Here is a 25452-nt window from a genome sequence, read left to right on the forward strand (position 1 = left end):
CAACTCAGCGAAGCGTGTTATAATATAACAAAAGTTAAAAAACACCTATGTCTTTTTTAGATTTGTCACGCTCGCCTGCCGAGCTTCAACTTATATAGATGGTTATATTGAATTGCATGTTATGATAATGAGTCTATTGCAATATCATAAAGGCGATGAGCGCATGAAAAGCAATAGATTCTACAAAAACAATGAGGTCTACCTATGAGTTCTTGTTCACATGAACATAACAATGCTTTACATGGTGTTCACGGTCATCACGATATTAAGGCTCGCATTGCTGAAGCAGAAATTTTGTGTACTGCAGTTGGCGCTCGCTTAACACCTTTACGTAAAGAAGTGCTTGAACTCATTCTAAATGCTTCTGCTCCAATGGGCGCTTATGACTTACTGGCTAAAATCAAAGGTCAAGCAGACCGCCCTGCTGCCCCACCTACAGTTTATAGAACTTTAGACTTCTTATTAGAAAAAGGTCTAATTCATCGACTGACCTCAATTAATGCCTATATTCCTTGTTGCCACCCACGTGAAGGGCATCAAGCTGCTTTTCTGATCTGCACTGAATGTCATTCAGTGAAAGAGGCTTCAGCACAAGGATTAATTCAACAGCTCGATCAACTTGCTGCTTCTGACCAATTTGCTGCCCAACACAGCATTATTGAAATTTCTGGAAAATGTCATCAGTGCAACACACGCCAATAAGCGCTCCACTTATTCAGTTGGAGAATATTTCTGTTCGACGCGACGAACGAGATATTTTAAGAAATATTGATTTTGCATTGCAGGCAAAAGAAATTGTGACACTAATTGGTCCAAATGGTGCAGGTAAATCAACTTTAATTAAAGTACTGCTTGGCATTATGTCGCCCAATAAAGGCAAGGTGCTCTTTTCCAAGAAATTAAAACTCGCTTACGTTCCACAGAAATTCAACCCTTCTGCCAGTCTTCCCTTACGTGTTCAAGACTTACTTGATTTAGAAATTTGTGCCGCTGATTTACGCGAAGAAATTATCCGAGATACGGGCATTCAAAAATTACAAGCCTCCAAAGTACAACAACTCTCAGGTGGAGAACGACAACGGGTTTTACTGGCACGTGCACTACTCCGCCAACCCGATATCCTAGTGCTTGATGAACCCATGCAAGGTTTGGATATTCAATCCGAAGCTGAGCTTTACGACTATGTGAGAAGCCTACCTGAACGCTACGGCTGCGCGGTATTAATGGTGTCACATGATTTACAATGGGTGATGCAAGGTACACATCGCGTTGTTTGTCTGAACAAACACATTTGTTGTAGTGGTTTACCTGAAAGTATTCAGCAGCATCCTGAATACCAAGCGATTTTTGGTACGCAACGGATGTTCTATCAGCATCATCACAATCATTGTGGACATAGCGATCATGCGGAACCCTGTTCTCATGATCCACGCCCACACATTCACCCTGAACCGAAGGTCTAAGCGATGATGGAATGGTTACAACTGCTATTACCTGCTTGGATTATGGGGTCACTTTTGGTATTTCTGACAGCACCACTCGGCTGTCTGATGCTTTGGCGCAGAATGTCTTTTTTTGCTGATACCATGGCACATGGCACGCTATTAGGCGTCGCTATTGCGGCCTTACTACATCTACCCTTTTGGTTAGGGGTCGCTTTTCTGGCTGCTTTACTGGTTGGTATTTTATGGGTACTGCATGACTCTCGCCTCCCTAATGATGCCTTACTCGCATTAAGTTCAGCGACATTACTGTGCTCTGGTTTGTTATTAATTCAGCATATTCCGAGTTTACGCCCCGAATTATTAAGCTACTTATTTGGCGACCTTCTTAGTATTGAATGGTCTGATTTACCCATGTTTGCGGTCGTGATTGTAGGTTCGCTTATCGTTTTGTATCGTTCATGGTCTGCACAAATTCAAATTGCAATTGATCCCGATATTGCAATGAGTGAAGGGGTGAGAGCTAATTGGCAACGCTTGATTTTCATGCTGTTATTGGCGTTATTTACGGTACTTGCGCTCCGTGCTGTTGGCTCACTCCTCATGGGTGCATTACTGGTGATTCCTGCACTAAGCGCACGCTTACTTGCACATTCACCTAAACAAATGGTGATTTGGGCATTCTTACTGGCTCAATTGGCTGTGACGGTTGGCTTATGGTCTAGTGCGGCGTTAAATATTGCCACAGGTCTCAGTATCGTTTTATGTATGGCGCTTTGCTTTGCCGTTATTTTTGCAGTACAAAAATTCTTACCGAATTTTAAAACCAATTAAATGTTTCCAACCTTAGCATTCAATACTTGGATGCTATGTCGACTATTATTTAACGATTATCAATATCGCAAAAATCGTCAAAAATAAGCTATTAAGCACTGCTTACATCGGGCAAAATCATATCTTTGTATCATTTAAAAATAACGAACCAAGGAGAGCTTCATGACTGCTCAATCCGTCATTCTTCCATTACCTTCTGATCATGCCCGTTTTATTGTTTTGCGTTTAAAAGATTTAAGTATTTCTGAACTCAAACAGCAGATTGAAGCTCTACTCTCAACCCGTGATCGTCTGATTACCCAACACCCTAACGATCAAATTAAAACAGCGATTGCCTTTGGTCCTGAGCTTTGGTCAAAGCTTTATTCTCAGACACCTGAGGACTTTAGACAGCTTGACCCGCAACATGGGGCTTTTGACATGCCTGTGGTTCCCGCGGATGTATTTATACACATTGCGAGTGCTCGTGCTGATATTTGCTTTGCGATCAGTCAAGCTTTCTTCAATGGTATTCAAAGCAAAGTTGATGTTTTAGATGAGCGTGCATGCTTCCGTTTCTTTGATGGTCGCGATATGACAGGCTTTATTGATGGTACAGAAAATCCTCAATTCCCAGACGACCGTGCTGAAGCTGCCCTCCTTGCAGAAACAGCAGGGGCTTTTGCAGATGGCAGTTTTATTTTCGCACAGCGCTATATTCATAATTTAGCAAAATGGCAACAACTCAAAGTCGATGCTCAAGAACATGTTTTTGGACGTACCAAACTTGAATCTATTGAACTTGATGATGACATCAAACCCCAAAATTCGCATGTCGCACGTACCGTGGTAGAAGATGAGGATGGCGAAGAAATGGAAATCTTGCGTCACAGTTTGCCTTATGGTGATGGTAAAGGTGAACAAGGTCTATTTTTTGTTGCCTATACCAATAATTTGAGCATTATTGATGCCATGTTAAAACGAATGTTTGGTACTACAGGTGATGGTATTCATGACCGTTTATTACATTTCACTACTGCGATTGATGGGGCATATTATTTCGCACCAAGTGATGAATTACTCGAACAGGTTTTACAAGCTTAAAGAGAAAAATGCTATATCTATCGTGGATATAGCATCCCCATCACCACATTGAAAAATAAAAGTCTGAAAAGATTTATATGAATATGTTAATTCCACTTCAATCACTCTCCCCTTAAGCTGCTAAAATTTGCTATATTTGACGTTTTTCTGCGACATTTATTTCGGTAACTATGAATACGGCAATACAAGCAGCTCTTGATCATGCGGTACAATCCCTTCAACAACAAGGGGTACTTCCTTCAGATTGGACAAACACGAGCCATTTAACCCGTACCAAAGACCGAAGTCACGGAGACTTCGCCTCAAATATCGCCATGATTGGTTCCAAAGCGGCGGGAATGAAACCACGTGATTTAGCTGAAAAAATCTTAGCAGCACTACCTGAAGTCGCCGACATTACAAAAGCAGAAATCGCAGGTCCTGGTTTTATTAACTTCTTTCTAAACGCAGACCAACGCTTCGCTGTACTTGATCAAATTCAAGCACAAAAAGACCAATATGGACGCAGCCAAGCCAATGCAGCTAAAAAAATCCAAGTCGAATTTGTTTCTGCAAACCCAACATCTAGTCTGCATGTGGGACATGGTCGTGGTGCAGCTTACGGCATGACTGTTGCGAATCTTTTAGAAGCAACAGGTGCACAAGTTGACCGTGAGTACTATGTCAATGATGCAGGTCGCCAAATGGATATTTTGGCAACATCAACTTATTTACGTTATTTAGAGTTGACTGGGCAAACGCTTGTTTTCCCTAAAAATGCCTATCAAGGCGACTATGTTAAAGAAATCGCACAAAGCATTATTGATCAAGATGGCGATGCACACGTTCGTCCAGTTGCTGACATTTACAATCATGTGCCTGAAGATGTGCAGTATGCAGATGAACTCGATGCCGAAGGCAATAAAGTTATTCTGTCTGGTGATAAAGAAAAACACATTGATGGCTTAATCGCCAATTCACAACAACAGTTAGGTGTGGGCTATCGCGTATTTCACCAAGCGGCTTTACATGCCATTTTGGATGATATCAAAGATGACCTTGCTGACTTTGGCGTGACTTTTGATGAATGGTTTAGCGAAGCTTCGCTAACCGAAAAAATTGATGAAGCACTTGCGACGCTTGATCAACGTGGCTTTCTCTATGAAAAAGATGGCAATATTTGGTTTAAATCAACTGAATTTGGCGATGAGAAAGACCGTGTGGTCAAACGTCGTAATGGTCAAACCACTTATTTTGCATCTGACATTGCTTACCATTTGAATAAACTACAACGTGGTTATACTGATCTGATTGATATTTGGGGTTCAGATCACCACGGTTATATTTCACGTGTAAAAGCTGCGATTGATGCAATGGGTTACGACTCTAAGAAACTGACTGTTCTTTTAGTTCAGTTCGTGAGTTTATGGCGTGGTGGTGAGATGGTACAAATGTCATCTCGTTCAGGTCAATTCGTGACTTTACGTGATCTACGTAAAGAAGTTGGCAACGATGCGGCACGTTTCTACTACGTGATGCGTAAATCTGAACAACATATCGACTTTGATTTAGACCTTGCCGTTTCTCAAAGCAAAGACAATGCGGTGTACTACATTCAGTATGCCCATGCACGTGTAAATAGCATTTTGAACCGCGCGAAAGAGAAAGGCATTACATTTGATGTCGCATCTGCTCGCCAAATTGCTAATCTCTTAGCATTAGAGACTGAAACAGAGATTCTCGCTAAATTAGCAGCTTATCCTGAAATTTTGATTCGTGCTGCGAATGTCTACGAACCACATCAAATTGGTAATTATCTAAAAGACTTAGCTGCGCTATTTCATGGATGGTATGCTCAAGATGGCGTTAAATTTGTTGATGAAACAAATATTCCTTTATCACAAGCGCGTTTATTACTTTCAATTAACGTACAACAAGTTTTACGTAATGGTTTAGAGTTACTGGGTGTATCTGCTCCTGAAGCGATGTAATCAATACACACAGTTGCAATAAAAAGTTTGAATCTGAAATATTGTTGTTAACAACGCTATACAGATCTACTTTTAAACTTAGCCTATCATTGGTCGGCAATATCTTAAACAAAGCATTATCTTCAAACATAATGCTTTGTTTTTAACCAGATTCAAGTGACCCATAACATAATAGAATCAAGAGGAATTTCAGGTGTTTGGAAAAACGCAACGTGGTGTATCTGAACGACCAAACAAACCCAAAAAACCACTCATTCCAAAATGGTTGGGAATGCTTGTCGCGATTCTTGCGATTCTATGTGTTGGTGTCATGCTCATGCTATGGCAACCATGGCAACCTGTTCCAGCAAAAAATCAGGTAACCTCCGATCATTATCAAGAAGAAGATACCAACAAAGATTATCGTTTCTACGATTTGTTGCCACAACAACAAGTTACTCCAATCCCTGAACAGGCTGTCCCTGAAACCAAACAACAAGGTAATGTCGTGATTATTGAATCACCAAAACCTGAAACGACCACTGAAGATCCAATAACGATCACCTCGACTGAACCAACTGCACCAGATCAAGCCAGTTATATCTTACAAGTACGTAGCTATCCTGATCCTGACAGTGCTGATGCACGTCGTGCAGAAATTATTCTGAATGGTTTATCTGCCGATGTTATAAAAACGGTTGAAAATGGGCAAACATGGTATCGTGTTTTCTCTGGTCCTTATGATAGCCAAGATGCAGCACTTGCTGCTCAACAAACCTTGCAACATAGCGGCATTGACTCCATCGTAATCAAGCGTTAATACATTGATAACATGAGAAAGGGGAAACGATCTGTTTCCCCTTTCTCATTCTATATCTGGCTTTAAGCACATTGAGAGTGCAGGCTTTTCTGCTCAGCTCGCTGAAACGCTGGACGCTGCTGAACACGTTGGACAAAGGCTTGAATATTTGGATATTTACCATGTAAACGTTTTTGAATTGCAATCAGTGGAAATGCCATTTGAATATCTGCAAAAGAAAAAGCTCCAGCAAAATAATCATGCTCTCCCAAATACTGCTCCAGATATAGCATATGTTCTTTCATTCGAGGGCGAACAAAGCCAGCTTTCACGCCATCGGTAATTTTTTCAGCAACAGGTCGAATAATCCACGGAACATGCTTACTCACATTATTGATGACGAGAGTCATCACCAATAAAGGCATGAGAGAGCCTTCAGCGTAGTGCATCCAATACGAGTATTGGAGCTGATCTTTGAATTGCTGCGGTTTGAACTGTTGTTTAACATCATACTGCTGTTGCAGATAATCCAAAATAACAGCCGACTCCACAATGATATTCTCATCATCCACCAAAATTGGTGCTTTACCTAGCGGATGAATCTGTTTCAAACTTTCAGGAGCTGCGTAGCTAGGTAATCTCTGATAATACTCAACTTGGTAGTCCATACCAAGCTCTTCTAATGCCCACAAAATACGGAACGAACGTGAGCATTGTAAGTAATGTAAGGTAATCATTTTTGTGCCTACTTTGTCTACGCAACTGCTGTATGAATCCCTCTCACAGTTACGTTTAGAATTATGATTTGCCCAAGCACAATAGCATTTTAGTCTCAAACAATCACGGTGTGTATGTCTAAACTGCGTAACAAAGTTTTCGTCACCGATGTTTTACTACATACATTCAGCAACTTCTCTTGTAACGCTGGTGATGGAATCTGCTCAAATATAATACGACGTATCATCTTTTCTTGCTGTTCGCGGTTGGTATGAAAATCAACTTCAACACTGAAAATCACCCAAGTCTATTTGTTTATGCTGCGCATACATGCGTAAGATAATCATGGTACATGATGCTAAACTTGCAGTCAGAAAATCATAAGGTGCAGGTTCCGTATCATGCCCTCCAAAAGATTCGGGTTTATCGGTTAGAAATTGGTGTGTTCCACTCGTGACTTCCCCTTTCCACGGTTCAGGTAAAGTTAGAACTTTTGCACTCGCTATTATACTCATTTCGATGCCCTCATTTGCTCAGGCAGTACAGGTGCTTCGAGACGCTTCCCTTGATAATCAGGAATTTCACCAAAACGGGCATCATGATTGATCCAATCTTCTCGTGCTTGTTGTAAATCTTGCATCGTACGTCCAACGAAGTTCCACCACAGCAAAATTGGCGACTCAAACGGTTCACCACCGATGAGTAATACACGATGACCTTCAGTCAGTTCAACTTCGATTTCAGTCAGCCCCGTTTCCAACACCACCATATTATCGGCATTGAGTTCATGCCCATTGACCTGAGCAATGCCTTCAAGTGCCATAAAAGCATATTCAAAGTTTGGGTTGAGTGGAATACGGGTTTTAGTATTCGCTTGTGCGGTTAAGTCCACACCAACCAAAGGTGTATGCACTTGCACAGGAGAAACCATATCAAGAAAATCCCCCACTAAAATGGTAAATTCAACCTGATCCTTACTAACCACAGGTAGTTCTGGATAATGCTCAAACTTTGGCTCCATATTGCGCTTGTCATCAGGCAAAGCAATCCAAAGCTGTGCTGCATGCATTTTGGTTTCAATGTCGGGTGCAACTTCGGTATGCGAAATTCCTCGCCCCGCCGTCATTAAATTCACTTGCTTAGGACGAATCAGTTGTTTTGAACCAAGACTATCGGTGTGCATCATGGTGCCTTCAATCATCCATGTAAAAGTCTGCAAACCAATATGTGGGTGCGGTCCTACATCCAAACCATCTCCAGCGGGAAAACTCACTGGCCCTGCATGATCCAGAAAACACCATGCCCCCACCAAACGCTTCTGACGACTCGGCAAGGCGCGCTTAATGATAGTGCCCTTGCCAATTTCAGCACTCCGCAACTGCACGTCTTGAATCCGTTGGTCAGTATATTTTGCATAATCATCTGAATGTGACCGTTCACCGTTATGGCTATTGCTCATTTTATTATCCTGAAGTGATTCGTTTAAGTCTTTTCAATGCTTAGTGCTGCGCACAAACAACCACGCTTACGTTATCGTATTCGCTCATCATTAGCACTCTATTGTATGACCACCCCCACAAATGGGGGTATAATCTTGGTTATTTTTTAAGATAAAATAACGATGAATTGGCACACAGCCAAACCCTTTACACCTCGTTATCAATTTCAACAGAAATTTATCGTTTGATAAACAAAACAATAAATCAAGTTTAAAATTTCAACAATAATGCATTGTGTATGCAATGGAGCGGCCTATGATGAAAGGCGCTGTACAGAACCCCAATTTGGGGCATGAGCAAGGTTTTAGTACCCTGCTCTTTAGTTCCGCTCATCAAAAACTGAATCAAACTTTTATTACGTCCGAGCAACTGCTCGACTCGAAAAATCGTACTGCGTTGGAACAAGCGCTAGACGACCGTATTGCAACTATCCCAGCTCAATTTAAACAAAGTTATTATCAATACCAAAATGTTAATCAGCGCCATTATTTAATACAAATTAACTTATTGGCGCAGTTACTATTTCTGGTCTATTTTTTCATAGATTGGTTGTTAATTCCTGATGTTAGCCTGCAATCTGGCATTGGTCGTGTTGCACTGGCGCTCACTTTCATGCTTATTAACTGGTTAAGTTTTAAACATATTACAAATGTGCTGATTCACGATTTATTGCTACCAGTGTCGAGTGCATGCGCCGCTGGGCTATGGTTTTGGTTGCTAAGCCAATCGAACAGCCCCAATGTAGCATCTTATCAATACGCCGCACCTATTTTTGTCTTACTGGGTTGTTTTGCAATTCATGTCCGATTCAGCCCCTCTATTTTAGCCACCACACTGATTAGCTTGGTGATTATTTGCGGCGCAATACGCATCAATGATGTGCAACACAGTGTGATTTTTGCGCTGGTTTATAGTCCAATGATGTTTTTTAGCCTATATGTCTGTTGGAACAACACCTTAAATGCGCGGCGTGCATTTTTACGTTCTATGCTGAAGGAATGGGATCGACACCTGCTGCGTGAACTTGCCCATACAGATGAACTCACCCAGCTGAGTAATCGTCGCCAATTTGAGTTGATTGCAGATAAGATGATTCATGCTTGGCCGCCGTATCAATCCATCTGTCTACTGATGTTTGATGTGGATTATTTTAAAAGAATTAATGACAGTTATGGCCATGATATTGGCGATCAGGTATTGCAAAAATTTGCCGAACTTGCACGTAAGGAAATGCGCCGTGCCGATGTTCTCGCGCGTTTTGGAGGCGAAGAATTTGTTGCCTTGCTTCCCGAAACGACACTGGAAGATGCCATTATGATTGCAGGGCGTCTAAGAAAAAATATCGAGTCTCACCCTGTCTGTATTGGAAATGATATCAAAATTAGTTTCACCGTTTCGGTTGGTGTGTCAAAACTAAATTCAGACAATATAAATTTACATTCACTGATCAAAGAAGCAGATATTGCGCTTTATCGTGCAAAGCAAAACGGACGCAACCAAGTGGCCAGTTTTGACCTTCCGACTATCTAGATCGGTCTAAACTATAAAAAAGGACGCAATTGCGTCCTTTTTCGGCGTAAAACTGGCAAGCAGCTTCGTTTGGTTTAAAGCGTTGCTTTAAACACGCACTCATGCTTGAAATCCCTCTGCCGCAGGCATCTTGCACTTCGTTTTAAAGTTTCACTTTAAAACTCGTTCATGGCGTAATTTAGGCAAGAAATGTTGTTTCTTGAAATCCCTCTGCCGCAGGCATAGCCTTTGGCGTAAAACTGGCAAGCAGCGTTGCTGCTTGCCAGTTTTACTCCCATTCAATCGTTGCTGGTGGCTTAGATGACACGTCATATACAACACGTGAAACATCTTTGATTTCGTTCATGATACGCGTTGAGATTTTATCTACAAGATCATAAGGGAGATGTGCAAAACGAGCTGTCATAAAATCAACTGTTTCAACCGCACGAAGTGCAATCACCCATGCATAACGGCGACCATCACCGACAACACCGACCGATTTTACAGGTTGGAATACCGCAAATGCTTGCGCAGTTTTATCATACCAACCGCTTGCACGAAGCTCTTGCATAAAGATGTCATCCGCAAGACGAAGAATATCCGCATATTCTTTTTTCACTTCACCCAAAATACGCACGCCCAAACCTGGACCTGGGAATGGGTGACGATAAAGCATTTCATGTGGTAAACCTAAAGTTGTACCTAGACGGCGTACTTCATCTTTAAACAAATCACGAATCGGCTCAACCAATTCAAAAGCTAAATCATCAGGTAAACCGCCCACATTGTGGTGTGATTTAATTACATGTGCTTTACCATTTTTGGTTGCAGCAGATTCGATCACATCAGGGTAAATCGTACCTTGTGCAAGGAAATTTACACCATCAAGTTTACGTGCTTCTTCAGCAAAAACTTCGATAAACTCACGACCAATAATTTTACGTTTTTTCTCAGGATCAACTTCACCCGCTAACGCAGTTAAGAAGCGCTGTTCAGCATCAGCACGAATCACACGGATACCCATGTTTTTCGCAAACATGTCCATCACTTGTTCACCTTCGTTTAAACGAAGTAAACCATTGTCTACAAATACGCAAGTCAACTGATCGCCAATCGCACGGTGTAAAAGTGCAGCAACAACAGAAGAATCAACACCACCAGAAAGACCTAACAGAACTTTTTGATCACCAATTTGCTCACGTAATTGTTCAACACGCAAGTCGATGATGTTTTCAGAATTCCAGAGATTACGGCATCCACAAATCCCATGCACAAAGTTCGATAATAACTCTGCGCCTTTCGCCGTATGGGTCACTTCAGGGTGGAATTGAACACCATAGAAACGACGTGCTTCATCACTTACCGCGGCAAATGGACAGCTTGGTGTGCTTGCAGTAACAGAGAAACCTTCAGGAATCACACTGACTTTATCGCCATGACTCATCCAAACATTAAGCTTGTCGTCACCATCATTGAGATCACCCAACAATTGATCGCGTACCAATACATCAACAGCAGCATAACCAAATTCGTGAACTGTACCTGGTTCTACTTTACCACCAAGCTGTTCAGACATGGTTTGTAAGCCATAGCAAATACCCAATACTGGTACACCAAGTTCAAATACAACTTGTGGCGCACGTGGACTACCTTCTTCATGTACGCTCTCAGGACCACCTGACAAAATAATCCCGTTTGGATTAAACGCACGAATGTCTTCTTCAGACATATCGAAAGCATACATTTCAGAATAAACACCCGCTTCACGTACGCGACGTGCAATCAGCTGGCTATATTGAGAGCCGAAATCCAAAATAAGGATACGATCTTCAGTAATTTGAGTATTGGTCGTCATGGCTAAACATTAAAGGCAAATGAATTAAGCGCCATATTCTAACATTTTTCACACTTTGGCGCACCGCAATTCATCATCTATCTTATTTTTTAGCATGTATGATCAATTACGACTGATATTTAAACTAAAATTCCCCAAGCACGTGTTGAAAAAGAGAATTAAATCAACAATTCTTGCTGATTCCGATCAACAAAAAGCAAAAATTGGTGCTAAGATGATGAGTCGAAAATATGCATTACCACGGAAAGGTATGCAGTCGGCATCATCGTTTCCTTTTTGTGCGACTGCACTATCCTTGGAAAGAGGAAAAATAAAAAGGTAACTAAAAGCCTAAAAGATATTGGCTCAGTCAATATTGTAAAATATTTCACTATCATCTATGGCTTGCCCTATCATGAGCAACAATTAGGACTTGAAGGACCAATAAAATAATGTTTCAAGAAATGATTGCGGATTTTCAACAGAATTTCTGGTTATATATTTCGATCCCATTTATTAGTGGCTTTATTGGCTATGTAACGAAAGTTATTGCCATTCAAATGATGTTTGCACCACTTGAATTTAAGGGACTAAGGTTATTTGGTCTTCCAATCGGATGGCAAGGCATCGTCCCACGAAAAGCTGAAAAAATGGCGACCATAGCCGTTGAGTTAATGACCTCAAAGTTAATTCAGCCCCAAGAAATTTTTGCCAGACTGGATCCCAAACGTATTGCTCAGGAAATTGAAAAACCGTTAATGGCCTCTGCCGAGGATATTACTCGCGAAGTTGCACAACAATATCAACCGGGTTTATGGGAAGGTATGCCTGAGTTCGCACGCAAGAAATTAATTAAGCGAGTTCAAGCCAAAGCCCCTGAGATTGTTGAACATATCATGGGCGAAGTGCAAAAAGATGTGATCAAATACTTTGACATCAAACACATGGTGATTAGCAATCTCCTCAAAGATAAGCGTCTTCTCAACGAAATTTTCAAAAAAGTCGGTAAGCAAGAGTTTAAATTCTTTAGTAATGTCGGCTTTGTCTTTGGTTTTGCGATCGGTGTTGTACAAATGTTGTGCTGGGTGGTCACTCAAGGAAAATATCCTTGGATGCTGCCAATGTTCGGTGGCTTTGTCGGCTTTTTCAGTGACTGGATGGCTTTACAAATGATGTTTAGACCATTGTACCCAAAGAAGATTTTGGGCTACACATGGCAAGGTTTGTTCATCAAGCGTCAAAATGAAGTCGCGGCAGACTATGCAGCGCTCATTTCTAAACAATTACTCACATCCCGTAATATGATGGAAGAGCTTTTCTCTGGAACAAATTCAGATAAAGTCATCGAACTTGTCAGTCGCCATGTCAAACAAGAAATTGACCTACAGGCAGGGATTGTTCGTCCATTGGTTGTTTATGCGATTGGTGGTGAAAAATATCAAAATCTGAAAGCAGAAGTCGCTGAGCGTATCTTACAGCAACTACCAGAAACCATGCGTTATGTAGAGTCCTATGCTGAAGATGCCATGGATGTTCGCAATACCTTGGTAGAGCGGATGCAACAGCTCAGTCCTGAAGAATTTGAAGGTATGCTCCGCCCTGCATTTAAAGAAGATGAATGGTCATTGATCATTGTTGGCGCAGTACTCGGCTTCCTTGTTGGGGAAATGCAAATTCACTTTATGCTGTAAATCTAAAATCCATACCAGCAAAAACAGGGAGCAATTGGCTTCCTGTTTTTATATCAATTGAAGTTATTTAATGGGTATGGGCAACCTTTTCAATTGCGTGATCAAGGCTCAAACGGCCTGCGCCATGCAGCATTAAATAAAACAGGCCACCTGACATGACCAGATTTTTCATAAAGTTGATGTGTTGCGCTTGATCATCGGCACTGTGGAAGATAAATGCAGTGATAATGCTGAAAATAGCCAGTCCAAAGGCTGCAAAGCGTGCCTGAAAACCAAATAATAACATTCGTATTAAACATGATCAGTTCCATACTGTTTGTTTTTTAACATGATACCAGTGTAGGAATATTTTATTTTGCAATAAGCAGCATATTTGTGAATACATCATTCCATATTTGCAACAAAAAAGTCTTTTTAGCCGTATCCCCACTATTTTTCAACCACATTGTAAAGTTACCAATTATTTTGCTTTTTATACTGACTTTCCCCAGAGGCACTGCTAGGATTTAGCTCAAATTCATACTGTTAACAGCTTCATGGAACTCATTGATTTTATTCTGCACGTTGACGAACATCTTTTAGAGTTCATTACCAATTATGGCATCTGGATTTATGCCATTCTGTTTTTAATTATCTTTGTTGAAACTGGTCTCGTAGTGATGCCATTTTTACCAGGTGACAGCCTGTTGTTCGCTGCGGGTGCGCTGGCTGCGTCAACAGGTGCAATGGACCCCTGGGCACTCGGAATCCTGCTGTTTATTGCGGCGGTATTGGGTGATACCGTCAATTACCATATTGGCCGCTACATTGGCCCGCGTGTATTTGAAATCAACTCACGTTTTATCAATCAGCAACACTTGATCAACACCCAGCAGTTTTTTCAGCGTCATGGTGGAAAAACCATAATCTTTGCTCGTTTTGTGCCGTTTGCACGTACCTTTGCGCCTTTTGTTGCGGGTGCAGGCAGCATGAATTATAAGTTTTTCCTGACCTATAATGTGGTTGGCGCTTTCTGTTGGGTTGCCTCTTTCATTACCCTCGGTTATTTATTCGGAAATATGCCAATTGTGAAAGACAACTTCACCCACCTCATTTTTGGCATCATCATTATCAGTATCCTGCCAGGTGTGATTGGTTTTATTCGCCAGAAACTGGATAACCGTAAAGCACAATAATTCAATGTCTGCCTAGAAGAAACGAAAGATCATTGGCAACATACACATCAGCAGCAGCATAGCCGATCCTTTATATAAATGGTCGGCCTTGATTCCAACCAGGCTACCTGCCAGTAAGGCACGGCCAAACACCATCCAGAAGATTGAAACAGGGATCAGCACCACACTGAATACCGCAAACACCAGAACTGTATTCTCTACCGAGTCCCATGTTTCACTGGGAAAAATTCCTGCCGCCAGCAGCAAGGTTTTAGGGTTTCGCAAGGCCGAGACAAACAACTCTGGCGTTCGGATATGTGGGTGATGCTGGTCATGTTTTTGCAGGTGTGAACTTTTCCATAAATCAAAGGCCAGCCATAACACATAAGCTACACTGGCAACATGCAGAATGTGGGTGAGTGCTGGCCAGATGGGATGGAACAGATGGATAAAGAGTGCCCACAACCCGATGCTATAGACATAGCCCAACCATTCCATAGGAATAAACGGCAGGGTTTTCAACACACCTTGTTGATGGGTTGAACTGGCGAGCAAAGCATTGGTCGGCCCAGGAATCAATAACACCGCGATCATCGCAAAAACAAAAAACCAACTCTCAATCATAGACATACCGAATAACCCTACACGCCCGCCACCTTAAACGAATTTGGGACAAGAACACAAATTTTAGGATGTTGTCTGAGAGGAAAAATACGCAGGATCAGTGGTTTAAAATTTACAATATATTGATTCTATTGATTATTTATTGAAACATTTTGCTAAAATTTAGTTATATGTCACCGTGGCAAACCACGGTGACAGAAGATCAACACTTATGATTTTGGACGTTGCTTCACAATAATTGGACAACCCTTGAACCGTGCCGCCTGCACAATGGCATCCTGCTGTCCAAGCACGTTGGCAAGCTCGGTATTCTTGGTGTTCATGGACTGCCCCATATTAACCGAGATGGATGGACCAAAACCCCATCCGCCTTTGCCCCAGCCACCACCAAGTCCAACACCCACGCCCACACCTGTACGTTTTGGTGTCTGCACGCCATTATCAATATACTGCTGGATACGGTTGTACTCTGCCTGCAACTGCTGGCAATTGAGCGACTGGTACTGAGTGGGTGACACGTAGGCTGGTTTAACCGTCGATGCACAGGCACCCAACAACATACTCGCTGCCAACACAGGCATCCAATATAAGCGTTTCATAAGATTCTCTTATTTCTTTGACTCAATCTCATTGAACAGCGTGACATAAGCGACGGTCAATTTATGTTCAGATGCCAAATGAATCAAGGGTAAATTCTTTTGATGTGATTCTTTCATCAACACGGATGGCGGTAACATGCTTTCTAAAACAGGCAAACCTTCATCTTTTAACTGCTGAACCACTTCACGCGGTAACTTTGCTTGAGACTGGAACTGATTGACCACAATCCCTTCAATCTCCAAGCGATTATTATGATCATCTTGGGTTTCGATCACATTTTCAATCAAAGTTTGTAACGCACGCTTTGAGAACACATCGCAGTCAAATGGAATCAGCACACGGTCTGCTGAAATTAATGCTGATAACGTAAAAAAGTTAAATGCTGGCGGTGTATCAATAAAGATACGGTCATAGCGGGCGCTGAGCGCCTGAATTGAGTCACGTAATTTATAAATCTTGTGCTTGCTTTCTAATGCATGCTCCAAAGCACCAAGACTTGGGCTTGCAGGAATCACATCTAAGTTTTCAAAAGAGGTTCGATGAACGTAACTTTCTAAACCCTTACCACGTGGTGCTTTCAAAATTGAACCAATTGCGTTACCAATCAAGCCCTTTTGCTGCGTGCTTCCCAAAATATCCTCAAAGAAGTTTTCAATGTTTGGCTCCAATGCTGCCTTATCGGCAGAATAGGTAGCATCTTCACCCAAAAGGTACTGGCTTGAGTTTGCTTGTGGATCAAGATCAATCACCAAAGTTCTTAAACCTTGCTTAGCACTAATTGCAGCTAAGTTGACTGTAGTACTTGATTTCCCTACACCACCTTTTTGGTTAAATACCACACGAGTTAACATGATTTCCCTCTACAAGATTTTTGTAAACTGCACGCAGTTTAACCTAGTGCAAAAACAATTACTAAAACAATGTCAAACAATTACGCAAAAACTGGTTTAATGATGACCAGCCCCAGAATCCCCACCAGCGCCACCGTACCTATCAATAAACCAGCACGCCGCTGCACCAACAAGATACTGTCATCTTTGTTGTAGGTTTTGATCAGGGAAGACCACAACACAAAAAATAGAATGATCTTGGCATAAAACCATGGCTGTACATCAAAGTTATTCATAAACAGTAGAACCGCACCCGTCACAATAATTAGGGTGAGGGATAGATGCTGTAATGCAACAAAGCCTTTACGTGCATGGTGGTTCGGCTGCTGGTCCCTGACACCCATATATAGGGTTGCCGCACGGGTAAAAAACACCAGAATCAATAGACTTACAGCCGACATATGAACAATTTTAGTGAGTAAATGTGCGTCCATGATTGATCCTTAGTTTTTTGGTGCATGAGCACATTCAGGGCTTGCAGGTGCCTGCCCCTGCCATTCCGTTGGAATATAGGCGTGAATTGCCAGTGCGTGAATCTGCCCAGGATTCATCAACCCTGCCCCAACGGCATAGATCTTTTGATGGCGCTGTACCAGACGCAGCCCCTGAAACTCTTCACTCACCACAATCACCTTAAAGTGGGATTCCTTGCCTGGGAAATATCCCCCATGCCCTGCCGACTCATTGATCACCTCAAGATGGATGGGTGCCAAGGTTTGTAAACGTTCAATCAACTGTTGTTCTAAATTCATCGGTCACTCTGTCAGGTCAGATTGAGATAGCTGCCAAGTATACATGACTAAAAGTGGTGGGTCTGTTGAGATTTCACAGCGACTTCGATGTCTGAATTACCCAATCCTGAGTAAAAGTGCGTTTTTCTTGGTTTTTAGGCTGAAAATGCTTTTATTTTATGCAATTAAGCAATTTCTTTGCATAAAGTTATTGACCGTTGTTTTGCTTAATGTATTATAGCTGGCACGCGGGAATAGCTCAGTTGGTAGAGCATAACCTTGCCAAGGTTGGGGTCGCGAGTTCGAGTCTCGTTTCCCGCTCCAGATTGGTTTTTTTAAGTGTAAGTTTTAGTAAAAACTGCTCAATATGCGGGAATAGCTCAGTTGGTAGAGCATAACCTTGCCAAGGTTGGGGTCGCGAGTTCGAGTCTCGTTTCCCGCTCCAAATTTAAAAGGCCCTAGTCGAAAGATTAGGGCTTTTTTCTTGTTGATTTTATTATATTTTTGAAAATTCCGCCTTCCTTTGTGATTCAATTCAATAAAAAATATTCTTAATGTAATTTGTATTTTGTGACCAAGATGTGACCATGGCGTGCCCACGACAATAAAAATGGTCTTAATTGATCTCAAATGCTCTCATTCCATCTCTACTTTTTAGCCCCCTCAGAGCTTTTTTGGCTGTAAAAAACACCTAACTCTTTTCAAAGCACAGTGTTTTTTTACCAATCATTCAATAATTTGTGACCATTTTACTTTTTGATGTGACCATTTGTGACCAAACTAATCATTATCATTTTGATTATTATCAATTTTCTTAAAAATCAATAAATCACCCACTCCCACATCTAATGCAATACAAATTTTATCAATGGTTTCAAAATCAATCCGTACAGATTCATCATTATAAAGTTTGTGCAAAGTAGATTTATTAATTCCAGTACTTCTTACCAAATCAGCAACCTTAAGTTTCCTTTCTGCTAATAAAACTGCCAAGTTTGAAATAATCATAAAATTTCCTACTTAAATCATAAAAAGTACTTGCAACGACATAAAAATATGATAATTTATGTCTTAGGAATAATTTTTCCTAGTTACCTAGTAAAAAATATGAGGCTCTATTATGTCATATACCTATCTCACAGCCCAGCAACTGGCTGAAAAAATCCAGTACGACGCTCGTACTATTCGCAACCAGCTAAAGGACAGTGTCTTTATCGAAGGTGTTCACTACATCCGTCCTTTTGGTGGCCGCAAAATTCTTTTTGTTTGGGAACGCATTGAAACTGAAATGCTTAAATTCACTGGTTTAAGCATGGATGCCCTGCAATAAGGCTTAGGAGGTTTAACTGATGGCTACCATCCGGGAACGAAGTGGCAAACTGATTGCCGACTTTCGCTACATGGGCATTCGTTGCAGAGAAACAACCAATCTTGAAGACAATGCTTATAACCGACGCATTTTGAAAAAACGTCTCGAACAGCTTGAAGCTGAAATTACTTTGGGAACTTTTGAATACGAAAAGTACTTTCCAAAAAGTAACCGTGTTGAGGAGTTTAAGGAAAAAAGAAGTCAGCAAATTGCTGTACAGACCAAAGTGCCTCTTTTTAAAGAGTTTACTGAATTGTGGTTTAAGCAGAAACAAGTTGAATGGAGAATCTCATACCAGCAAAAGGTTTCAATTGTGATCAAAAACTATTTGATTCCTGCTTTTGGTAATCAAGTTCTCTCGAAAATCAAGAAGTCAGACTTGCTGAACTTCCGTGCTTCCCTCGCCAAAGTGACACACGGAAAAGATCAAACAAGTCTGAAAGCATCGCGGATTAATCAAATCATGACGCCTTTACGTATGATACTCAATGATGCGGCTGAACGATACGAGTTTGAGTCGCCTTATAAAAATATTAACAATCTGAAGGAAAGCAAGATTGAAGTCACTCCCTTTTCTCTGGAAGAGGTACATAAAATTCTTACCACGGTGCGTGAAGACTTCCGCCCCTATTACACCATTCGCTTTTTTACGGGTATGCGTACCAGTGAGATCGATGGATTGCAATGGAAAAATATCGACTTGCAACGTCGTGAGATCCATATCCGTGAAGCGTTAGTGAATGGTGTGCTTGGTGGAACCAAAACTTATGGTTCTGACCGTACCATCCAAATGAGTGATCGGGTTTATCAGGCCTTTCTGCAACAGAAAAGCCTCAACAACGGAAAATCGGACTTCGTCTTCTGCAACCGTGACGGTGGACCTCTCGATTACCGTCTGGTGAATAAACGTGTCTGGCATCCGATCTTGCGCTTTCTAGGATTGAAGCCTAGAAGAGCCTATCAAACACGTCATACCGCAGCAACACTCTGGCTATCGGCGGGAGAGAATCCGGAATGGATCGCACGTCAATTGGGGCATTCAACGACTGAAATGCTATTCCGGGTCTATAGCCGTTACATCCCCAATGTTACGCGTCGCGATGGCAGTGCTTTTGAAGCCATGCTGGAAAAACTAAATACAGAGGAGCTTGCACATGAATAGTAAAGCTTTCTTTGGTGGTGTGGTCGTCAGTCCTGAAGCAGATATGGTCGCTCGTGAATTAATCCATGAGCTACACATTCCCAAACTACACAATCTGGCATTTTTGCTGGAGATCAACAAATGCTTCGATGATCACCAAGCATTGAGACTCTGGTTACAGCGAATGCTGGATGAAGGGCAAGCTCATTACGATGACTTGGCTCAACAGGCCCGTCTCCGCTTAATGAGTCTCGCTCATCCATAAAACAAAGATAAAAGGTCATCAAATCGATGACCTTAGCCCCTTTATACCTATAAAAAGGTGAACATATGCATAAAGATATTTCAATTTGGATGCCACTCTATATTGGCGACCTACAGGCGAAATTTGCACGAATGACAGCAGAACAAATTGGTGCGGCACTGCTGTTAATGATGGATTTCTGGAAAAATGGTGCCATTCCTCATGATTTAGCAACGGTATGCAGCATCACGAAATTACCGCAGCACACCAAGGCTAAAACTTTGTTAAATACGCTGATGGCCCTAGAATTGTTTGAAGTCGAGTCTGAGCAGATTCATTCAAATTTCTTAAGCAGTTTAAAAAGCCAGGCATTGCAAAATCAGCAAATGAAATCTGATAAAGCTAAAAATGCAGCTCAAGCACGTTGGGGGAAATCCGCTAGTAATGCTCAAGCATCAACCAAGCAACGAAAAGTAAATGCTCAAGCAACTCCTGAGAAGAGCTCGAGTATTACTCAAGCCATGCTTGAATCATGCCCTTCATCTTCATCTTCATCTTCATCTTCATCTTCAAATTTTGAAGAAAAAAATGAGAATTTTTTAGAAAATTCAAAGTGGATTTAGGAGATCAGTCATGAATACCATGCTTAAAACACTCCAGTTTCGCGCAGAAACAACGGAAACACTTTGCGCTACCCATCATATACCCCTGATGGAAATTGCAGGTCACAGGCTCTGTAAATTGTGTGCTAAAGAAACCGTCCATCACTCAAATGCAGCCTATGAGGATGAACTGCAACAGCGATTGCTACAACAGAAAATCAAAAACTCAGGGCTCAATAAACGCTATCTGGACCGTGGCTTCAAGAATTTTGTAGTTGCATGTCCTGCTCAAGACAATGCCATCAAACTATGTCAAACTTTTGCGCAGCAGATTATTTCTGGTCACAATCCGAACATGTTGATGATTGGTACACCGGGTACAGGTAAAACCCATCTGAGCGCATCAATTATTCGCAACATTCTGCATAACAGTACAAAATCTGCACGCTACTATACCAGTGCAGAAATTGCTCAAAAAATGATGGATACCTGGTCAGACACTTCACGCGCTGAGAAAGAAGTCATCGACCATTTCTCCAGTTTTGATTTATTAGTGATTGATGAATATGGCCTGCATGACCGGCATGAGAAACGTCTGGAGATGGTGCATAAGGTTCTGTATAGCCGTTATGACAATATGAAGTCGACGCTGCTAATTTCCAATTTCACATTACAGAATATGCAACGGGATTTAGGTGTCCGATTATGGTCACGGTTGCATGAGAACCATTTGATTGTAGTGCCGTGTTATTGGGATGACCGACGAATTAGCGGATAATCGCAACTCTCACTTAAGCCAATTATCTCACTGAAATAATTGGCTTTTATTACAAGAATTACTTACAGAATATCTCGCTTGCATAAGTATAACTGAAAATAATACTTCTAAGCTGCCTATACGGCAGTGAACACAGCTTGGAGCTGTATCAAACCCACCTTGAATTTCTAAGCTGCCTATACGGCAGTGAACGTGATGATGGTGATTTGGCAGTACTTGAAGGTTTTCTAAGCTGCCTATACGGCAGTGAACTGGGGTTGTATATCGTGTTTCATTCTCTATTCTTTCTAAGCTGCCTATACGGCAGTGAACACACATCAACTTATGCTAAATATGCCATGGTCTTTCTAAGCTGCCTATACGGCAGTGAACAGCTCTGCGATTTCATTGATAGCATCTTTGTGTTTCTAAGCTGCCTATACGGCAGTGAACTGTATATGGAATGGAGATTGCGGAAGATGCATTTTCTAAGCTGCCTATACGGCAGTGAACTTAGCTAATGTGGGTACTGTTGGTTACGCATTTTTCTAAGCTGCCTATACGGCAGTGAACATGCGCCTTTGTAGCGCGATTGCAAATTACTGGATAATTCAGCCACCTATTCTTGTTCGTGGTCTACCATCAATTACTATTTCAAGTAGACCACATAGGTCGAAGTTAACTAGTCTTCTTTTTAGCGAAAACTTTTTCTCTGTAAGATCTTCCTGAAATTTCTAAATCATATGAACGGTGTAAAATTCTATCCATAACTGCATCTGCAATAGATAGATCTTGAAATTGTTCAAACCACAACTTTTTAGGAACTTGGCTTGTAATTAGTATTCCACCATTTTGTGATTGTTTATCAATGATATCAAGAAATGATGGCGCTAATGATTGATTAAAACCACCTAATCCGAAATCATCTATGATGAGTAATTTTGTAGAACATATTTTTTTCTTAAAATCTTTAATTTCTCCTAAGGCAATTGAATTACTAATTTCATCAAATAAACTTATCGCGTTAAAATACATTACATTATAACTACGATGGCAGGCTTCTGCTCCGATTGCACATGCTAGCCAAGATTTACCAACTCCTGTTGCGCCAGATATAATTAATCCACGGCAATCGTTTATCCATTCACAATTTGCAAAACGATTAATATCTGCCTTTGTGATCTTTCGCTCAGCCGCATAATCTATATGTTCTAATCTGGCATTTGGATAGCGAAATTTTGCTTGCGAAAATAACCGGTTGATTCTTCGATTAGCGCGATCATTTAATTCTGCATCTAAACAAAAATCTAAAAAGTCTTCAAAAGAAGATCCATTTTCAAACGTTTGATCCATATGACTTTCTACTGAACGAAGAAAGCCTTTTAATTTCAATTGTTCTAACTTGGTTTTTACTGATTTTTTAAGCATGATATGCCTCAATTGTGTAAATAGTACTCAACACCACGAATATTCGAATGAGCAGTAGGTGCGTAATACGAAATTTCATCTGACGGTTGTGGCATTTGATAGGCATTATTTGAAATGAGGCTTTGTAAACGCTTTATAGTAAAAATCTGACGTTGCATTGCAAAATAGCAAGCCTCTTCTAAACAATGTGATTTTTGATTTTCAACTACCCATTTTCTAAACTTATTTAATGATCGAATTTTTTTAGCAAGATCACGTTTTTGACTAAGAATATGATGAACATACTGAGTAGTATGGGTACCTATGCGATTAGCCCAATAAATGATTTCATCTCTCGATAGACCTTTCTGAGCTATATGTTCTGGTGCCATATGCTCATCTAAACAAACATCTTGGTAGGTACCTGTGTTAATTAAATGTTCAGCAATTTTCTCGCGCTCATAAAAAATATGGATAGCGGATGCTGTGATTTTAATATCGACATATAAATGTATATGTGTATAGGGTACAGAATAATTATTCGTTTTATATTCGACTCGATATGAATCACTAACCCGGACATTTCTTTTCCAAGTACATAATTCATATGGGTAAAATGGTAAGGGATTTAGATCATGACTATCTAATGTTAAAAATTGTTCGTAGCGGCTAATGGTAAAACGTCGAGTCGTTTTTTTATTAATTATATCTAACCTTTGTTGGAGGGCCTGATTCAATTCTTCAATTGAAAAGAATTTATGGTTTCTTAAGGCCGCTAATATTGAACACTGTACAATTTTGACACTTACTTCAGCAGGGCTTTTATCTTTAGGCTTACGTGGTCTTGTTGGAAGAATTGCAAAATCATAATGTGCAGCAAAGTCTTCAAAATCTTTTTGAAGTGCTAATCCGGACCTGTTGTTTTTAATGACAGCTGCTTTTAGATTATCCGTAATAACTGTATCAGGTACTCCACCTATATGTTCAAAAGTCTTTATGAAGTATTCTAACCAGTGTTCAACTTTTTGAGAAGGTACTGCATATGCGAACATATAACTAGATGCTCCAAGAACGGCAACAAATACTTGAGCATAACTTTTTGAACCATCTATAGGTGAGATGATTTCTACTGTGCGTCCACAAAAGTCAACAAGTAAAGCTTCTCCACTTTTATAAAACTGCCGCATGGAAGCATGACGTTTTTTGCGATATTTATTAAAAACTGCACAGAATCGGGGGTATGAAAGACCATTTGGAATTTCCACAATATACTCTTGCCACAATAACTCAAGTGTCATATCCCTCTTTTTAAGCTCTTGATTAATATAACTAAAATTAGGATAGATCTTACGTGTTGGATAATTGATAATACGAGAAATTTCAAGATACTCGAGTAATTCATTATTGGTTAATAAATTTAACTCGGAGTTTTTTAAAGGAAAAATTTTTAACTTTTCATGGATAGTACTAATAGATTTTCTAGAAATACCAATTTGCTGAGCAATTTTTCTTTGACTAAAATTTAAATTAAGCAATCTAACGACACTACGTATTTTGTCAGTTTCAATACGCATAGATTTGGCCTCCTCTACAAAAAAAAGAGGCAGAAAGCACCCTGAACATTGATAAATATATCAATGTTTCTTAGAATCAATTTGTCTTGCTACGCTAAGTAAAGACAAATTTATAAAGACTCATGTTCCCGCATGAGTCTTTATACTTTCTGCGATAAAATTAACAAATAATGAGATTAACTAATCCATAATTTTTTGCTCCTTTATTCCAAGTTTGACAGCAATCCTATGACTTTCACCACGTTTAGGAATTTTGTTGTTCTTTAAAATCCGATAGACAAGATCAGGAGAAAAATCATTCTCTCTAGCCCATTCAGCTATGGACTTTCCAGCACCGGAAAATTCTTCTCTAACTTGAGTAATTGATTTGATCATTTTTAATGAAAATTGAATAAATTTGACGAAAAAATAAAAGAAGAAAATCCTTAAGTCAAGCACAATAAATATAAATTAACTTTATGATTTTATTATAATAATTTTAATTCATTAATATTTTATATATTTAAAATATCATCCATAAATCTAATGTTAGAGTTAATTTTTTTAATATCATTCTCTAATGTTTTTTTATGATCAATAAAATATTTCTCTAAAGATTTATCGTCTAATAATAAATCGTTTATGAATTCAATAATATTCTCTTTTTCTTGTAATTCATCTAATAAAACCAACTTTTTAGTTGAAAATAATTCTGTAAGTTTTTGTTTTTTATATAACTCCCTTAATTTGTTTAAGTGTGGGGTTTCCTTATAACTGAAAGCGTTTTTTTTAGAGCTTTCGATATCTAATTCTAAATAATTACATTTTAATAGAACTCTCAAACCAGCATACATAAGACGTTTGCAGCGTCTAGCTCTATAACGCTGATTAAGTCCCATTTTTTCCCAGAAATGTTTTGCTTGCCAATTATGTATTTCATTGTTAGGGTCTGTTGAGAATTACCGAGAGTTAATTAAACTCGCGCACAATTGAATCATGGCTTCAAAACTCGTATCTGTT

At 40.2% G+C, this 25452-nt stretch carries 27 protein-coding genes, 2 tRNA genes, 2 pseudogenes and 1 CRISPR repeat array; of the genes and pseudogenes, 16 read left to right on the forward strand and 15 right to left on the reverse strand.

Annotated features, from left to right (window positions below; all coding sequences use genetic code 11):
- Positions 1-204: 204 nt before the first annotated feature.
- From CDG56_RS10875 to CDG56_RS10900, 6 genes are all read left to right on the forward strand, one after another.
- Positions 205-702: a transcriptional repressor gene (locus CDG56_RS10875; RefSeq protein WP_087536716.1), complete on the forward strand. Its 498-nt coding sequence runs from the start codon at positions 205-207 to the stop codon at positions 700-702.
- Positions 675-1463 (forward strand): zinc ABC transporter ATP-binding protein ZnuC, encoded by a 789-nt coding sequence (znuC, locus tag CDG56_RS10880; RefSeq protein WP_087547867.1) that lies wholly within the window; start codon positions 675-677, stop codon positions 1461-1463. Before CDG56_RS10875 ends, znuC begins: the two co-directional genes overlap by 28 nt.
- Positions 1464-1466: 3 nt before the next feature.
- Entirely contained in the window at positions 1467-2276 is an 810-nt protein-coding gene (gene znuB / locus CDG56_RS10885) for a zinc ABC transporter permease subunit ZnuB (RefSeq protein WP_087536714.1), read from the forward strand.
- Between the two features lie 162 nt (positions 2277-2438).
- On the forward strand, positions 2439-3359 hold the full coding sequence (locus CDG56_RS10890; protein WP_087547868.1) for a Dyp-type peroxidase: 921 nt from the start codon (positions 2439-2441) through the stop codon (positions 3357-3359).
- A gap of 170 nt (positions 3360-3529) precedes the next feature.
- Positions 3530-5329, forward strand: coding sequence for an arginine--tRNA ligase (gene argS / locus CDG56_RS10895; RefSeq protein ID WP_087547869.1), 1800 nt, complete (start codon positions 3530-3532; stop codon positions 5327-5329).
- Positions 5330-5522: 193 nt separating this feature from the next.
- Positions 5523-6128: an SPOR domain-containing protein gene (locus tag CDG56_RS10900; RefSeq protein WP_087536711.1), complete on the forward strand. Its 606-nt coding sequence runs from the start codon at positions 5523-5525 to the stop codon at positions 6126-6128.
- Positions 6129-6190: 62 nt separating this feature from the next.
- On the opposite strand, the gene CDG56_RS10905 is transcribed toward CDG56_RS10900, so the two are convergent.
- The 3 genes and pseudogenes from CDG56_RS10905 to CDG56_RS10915 form a co-directional block, all read right to left on the reverse strand.
- On the reverse strand, positions 6191-6844 hold the full coding sequence (locus CDG56_RS10905; protein ID WP_087547870.1) for a glutathione S-transferase family protein: 654 nt from the start codon (positions 6842-6844) through the stop codon (positions 6191-6193).
- Positions 6845-6939: 95 nt separating this feature from the next.
- Positions 6940-7339: pseudogene (locus tag CDG56_RS10910) on the reverse strand (OsmC family protein).
- Positions 7336-8283 (reverse strand): pirin family protein, encoded by a 948-nt coding sequence (locus tag CDG56_RS10915; protein WP_087547871.1) that lies wholly within the window; start codon positions 8281-8283, stop codon positions 7336-7338. Before CDG56_RS10915 ends, CDG56_RS10910 begins: the two are co-directional and overlap by 4 nt.
- A 295-nt stretch (positions 8284-8578) precedes the next feature.
- Between CDG56_RS10915 and CDG56_RS10920 the strand changes: the two genes are divergently transcribed.
- Complete coding sequence (locus CDG56_RS10920) at positions 8579-9853, forward strand: GGDEF domain-containing protein (protein WP_171295145.1); 1275 nt, start codon at positions 8579-8581, stop codon at positions 9851-9853.
- Between the two features lie 268 nt (positions 9854-10121).
- Here the strand turns inward: CDG56_RS10920 and guaA are convergent, their stop codons facing one another.
- Entirely contained in the window at positions 10122-11690 is a 1569-nt protein-coding gene (gene guaA / locus CDG56_RS10925) for a glutamine-hydrolyzing GMP synthase (RefSeq protein ID WP_005155336.1), read from the reverse strand.
- 443 nt (positions 11691-12133) lie between these two features.
- Here guaA and CDG56_RS10935 point away from each other — a divergent pair, with 443 nt between their 5' ends.
- Positions 12134-13360 (forward strand): DUF445 family protein, encoded by a 1227-nt coding sequence (locus CDG56_RS10935; RefSeq protein ID WP_171295146.1) that lies wholly within the window; start codon positions 12134-12136, stop codon positions 13358-13360.
- A 67-nt stretch (positions 13361-13427) separates the two neighbouring features.
- Here the strand turns inward: CDG56_RS10935 and CDG56_RS10940 are convergent.
- A pseudogene (locus CDG56_RS10940) lies at positions 13428-13643 on the reverse strand (DoxX family protein); the annotation flags it as partial.
- 253 nt (positions 13644-13896) lie between these two features.
- Here CDG56_RS10940 and CDG56_RS10945 point away from each other — a divergent pair.
- Positions 13897-14535, forward strand: coding sequence for a DedA family protein (locus CDG56_RS10945; protein ID WP_087547875.1), 639 nt, complete (start codon positions 13897-13899; stop codon positions 14533-14535).
- A 12-nt stretch (positions 14536-14547) separates the two neighbouring features.
- Here the strand turns inward: CDG56_RS10945 and CDG56_RS10950 are convergent, their stop codons facing one another.
- From CDG56_RS10950 to CDG56_RS10970, 5 genes are all read right to left on the reverse strand, one after another.
- Complete coding sequence (locus CDG56_RS10950) at positions 14548-15138, reverse strand: LysE family translocator (protein ID WP_171295147.1); 591 nt, start codon at positions 15136-15138, stop codon at positions 14548-14550.
- 209 nt (positions 15139-15347) lie between these two features.
- Positions 15348-15737, reverse strand: a complete 390-nt coding sequence (locus CDG56_RS10955) for a hypothetical protein (protein ID WP_004680087.1) — start codon at positions 15735-15737, stop codon at positions 15348-15350.
- Between the two features lie 9 nt (positions 15738-15746).
- A complete protein-coding gene (locus tag CDG56_RS10960) occupies positions 15747-16589 on the reverse strand; it encodes a ParA family protein (protein WP_087547877.1) in 843 nt (280 codons plus the stop codon).
- An 80-nt stretch (positions 16590-16669) separates the two neighbouring features.
- Entirely contained in the window at positions 16670-17062 is a 393-nt protein-coding gene (locus tag CDG56_RS10965; RefSeq protein WP_004756701.1) for a SirB2 family protein, read from the reverse strand.
- A 9-nt stretch (positions 17063-17071) separates the two neighbouring features.
- On the reverse strand, positions 17072-17380 hold the full coding sequence (locus tag CDG56_RS10970; protein ID WP_087547878.1) for a BolA family protein: 309 nt from the start codon (positions 17378-17380) through the stop codon (positions 17072-17074).
- 227 nt (positions 17381-17607) lie between these two features.
- Here CDG56_RS10970 and CDG56_RS10975 point away from each other — a divergent pair.
- Together CDG56_RS10975 and CDG56_RS10980 are read left to right on the forward strand one after the other, a co-directional pair.
- Positions 17608-17683: transfer RNA gene (locus tag CDG56_RS10975), tRNA-Gly, on the forward strand.
- Positions 17684-17728: 45 nt separating this feature from the next.
- Positions 17729-17804, forward strand: a tRNA-Gly gene (locus tag CDG56_RS10980).
- Positions 17805-18139: 335 nt separating this feature from the next.
- Here the strand turns inward: CDG56_RS10980 and CDG56_RS10985 are convergent.
- Entirely contained in the window at positions 18140-18367 is a 228-nt protein-coding gene (locus CDG56_RS10985) for a helix-turn-helix domain-containing protein (RefSeq protein ID WP_000587224.1), read from the reverse strand.
- 112 nt (positions 18368-18479) lie between these two features.
- Between CDG56_RS10985 and CDG56_RS10990 the strand changes: the two genes are divergently transcribed.
- The 5 genes from CDG56_RS10990 to CDG56_RS11010 all read left to right on the forward strand — a co-directional run bounded on the left by CDG56_RS10990 (position 18480) and on the right by CDG56_RS11010 (position 21493).
- Positions 18480-18689 carry a hypothetical protein gene (locus tag CDG56_RS10990; RefSeq protein WP_000122748.1) on the forward strand — a complete coding sequence of 70 codons (210 nt, stop codon included), beginning with the start codon at positions 18480-18482 and terminating at the stop codon, positions 18687-18689.
- 19 nt (positions 18690-18708) lie between these two features.
- Positions 18709-19890 carry a site-specific integrase gene (locus CDG56_RS10995; RefSeq protein WP_087547879.1) on the forward strand — a complete coding sequence of 394 codons (1182 nt, stop codon included), beginning with the start codon at positions 18709-18711 and terminating at the stop codon, positions 19888-19890.
- Positions 19883-20134 (forward strand): hypothetical protein, encoded by a 252-nt coding sequence (locus CDG56_RS11000; protein WP_087547880.1) that lies wholly within the window; start codon positions 19883-19885, stop codon positions 20132-20134. Before CDG56_RS10995 ends, CDG56_RS11000 begins: the two co-directional genes overlap by 8 nt.
- A 65-nt stretch (positions 20135-20199) precedes the next feature.
- The gene (locus CDG56_RS11005; protein WP_087547881.1) at positions 20200-20736 is read left to right on the forward strand and encodes a DUF1376 domain-containing protein; all 537 of its coding nucleotides are present in this window, start codon (positions 20200-20202) and stop codon (positions 20734-20736) included.
- A gap of 10 nt (positions 20737-20746) precedes the next feature.
- Positions 20747-21493: an ATP-binding protein gene (locus tag CDG56_RS11010; protein WP_087547882.1), complete on the forward strand. Its 747-nt coding sequence runs from the start codon at positions 20747-20749 to the stop codon at positions 21491-21493.
- 104 nt (positions 21494-21597) lie between these two features.
- A CRISPR array of direct repeats spans positions 21598-22045; the repeat unit is 28 nt; unit sequence TTTCTAAGCTGCCTATACGGCAGTGAAC.
- Between the two features lie 105 nt (positions 22046-22150).
- On the opposite strand, the gene istB is transcribed toward CDG56_RS11010, so the two are convergent.
- The 4 genes from istB to CDG56_RS11030 all read right to left on the reverse strand — a co-directional run bounded on the left by istB (position 22151) and on the right by CDG56_RS11030 (position 25331).
- Positions 22151-22900, reverse strand: a complete 750-nt coding sequence (gene istB / locus CDG56_RS11015) for an IS21-like element helper ATPase IstB (protein ID WP_087547883.1) — start codon at positions 22898-22900, stop codon at positions 22151-22153.
- Positions 22901-22908: 8 nt separating this feature from the next.
- Positions 22909-24453, reverse strand: coding sequence for an IS21 family transposase (istA, locus tag CDG56_RS11020; protein WP_087547884.1), 1545 nt, complete (start codon positions 24451-24453; stop codon positions 22909-22911).
- 180 nt (positions 24454-24633) lie between these two features.
- Positions 24634-24828: a DNA-binding protein gene (locus tag CDG56_RS11025; protein WP_087547885.1), complete on the reverse strand. Its 195-nt coding sequence runs from the start codon at positions 24826-24828 to the stop codon at positions 24634-24636.
- Between the two features lie 119 nt (positions 24829-24947).
- Positions 24948-25331, reverse strand: a complete 384-nt coding sequence (locus CDG56_RS11030; protein WP_227519060.1) for a hypothetical protein — start codon at positions 25329-25331, stop codon at positions 24948-24950.
- Positions 25332-25452: the final 121 nt, after the last annotated feature.

Origin of the sequence: Acinetobacter sp. WCHA39 (assembly GCF_002165385.1) — a bacterium.
In the GTDB taxonomy this organism is placed as follows: domain Bacteria; phylum Pseudomonadota; class Gammaproteobacteria; order Pseudomonadales; family Moraxellaceae; genus Acinetobacter.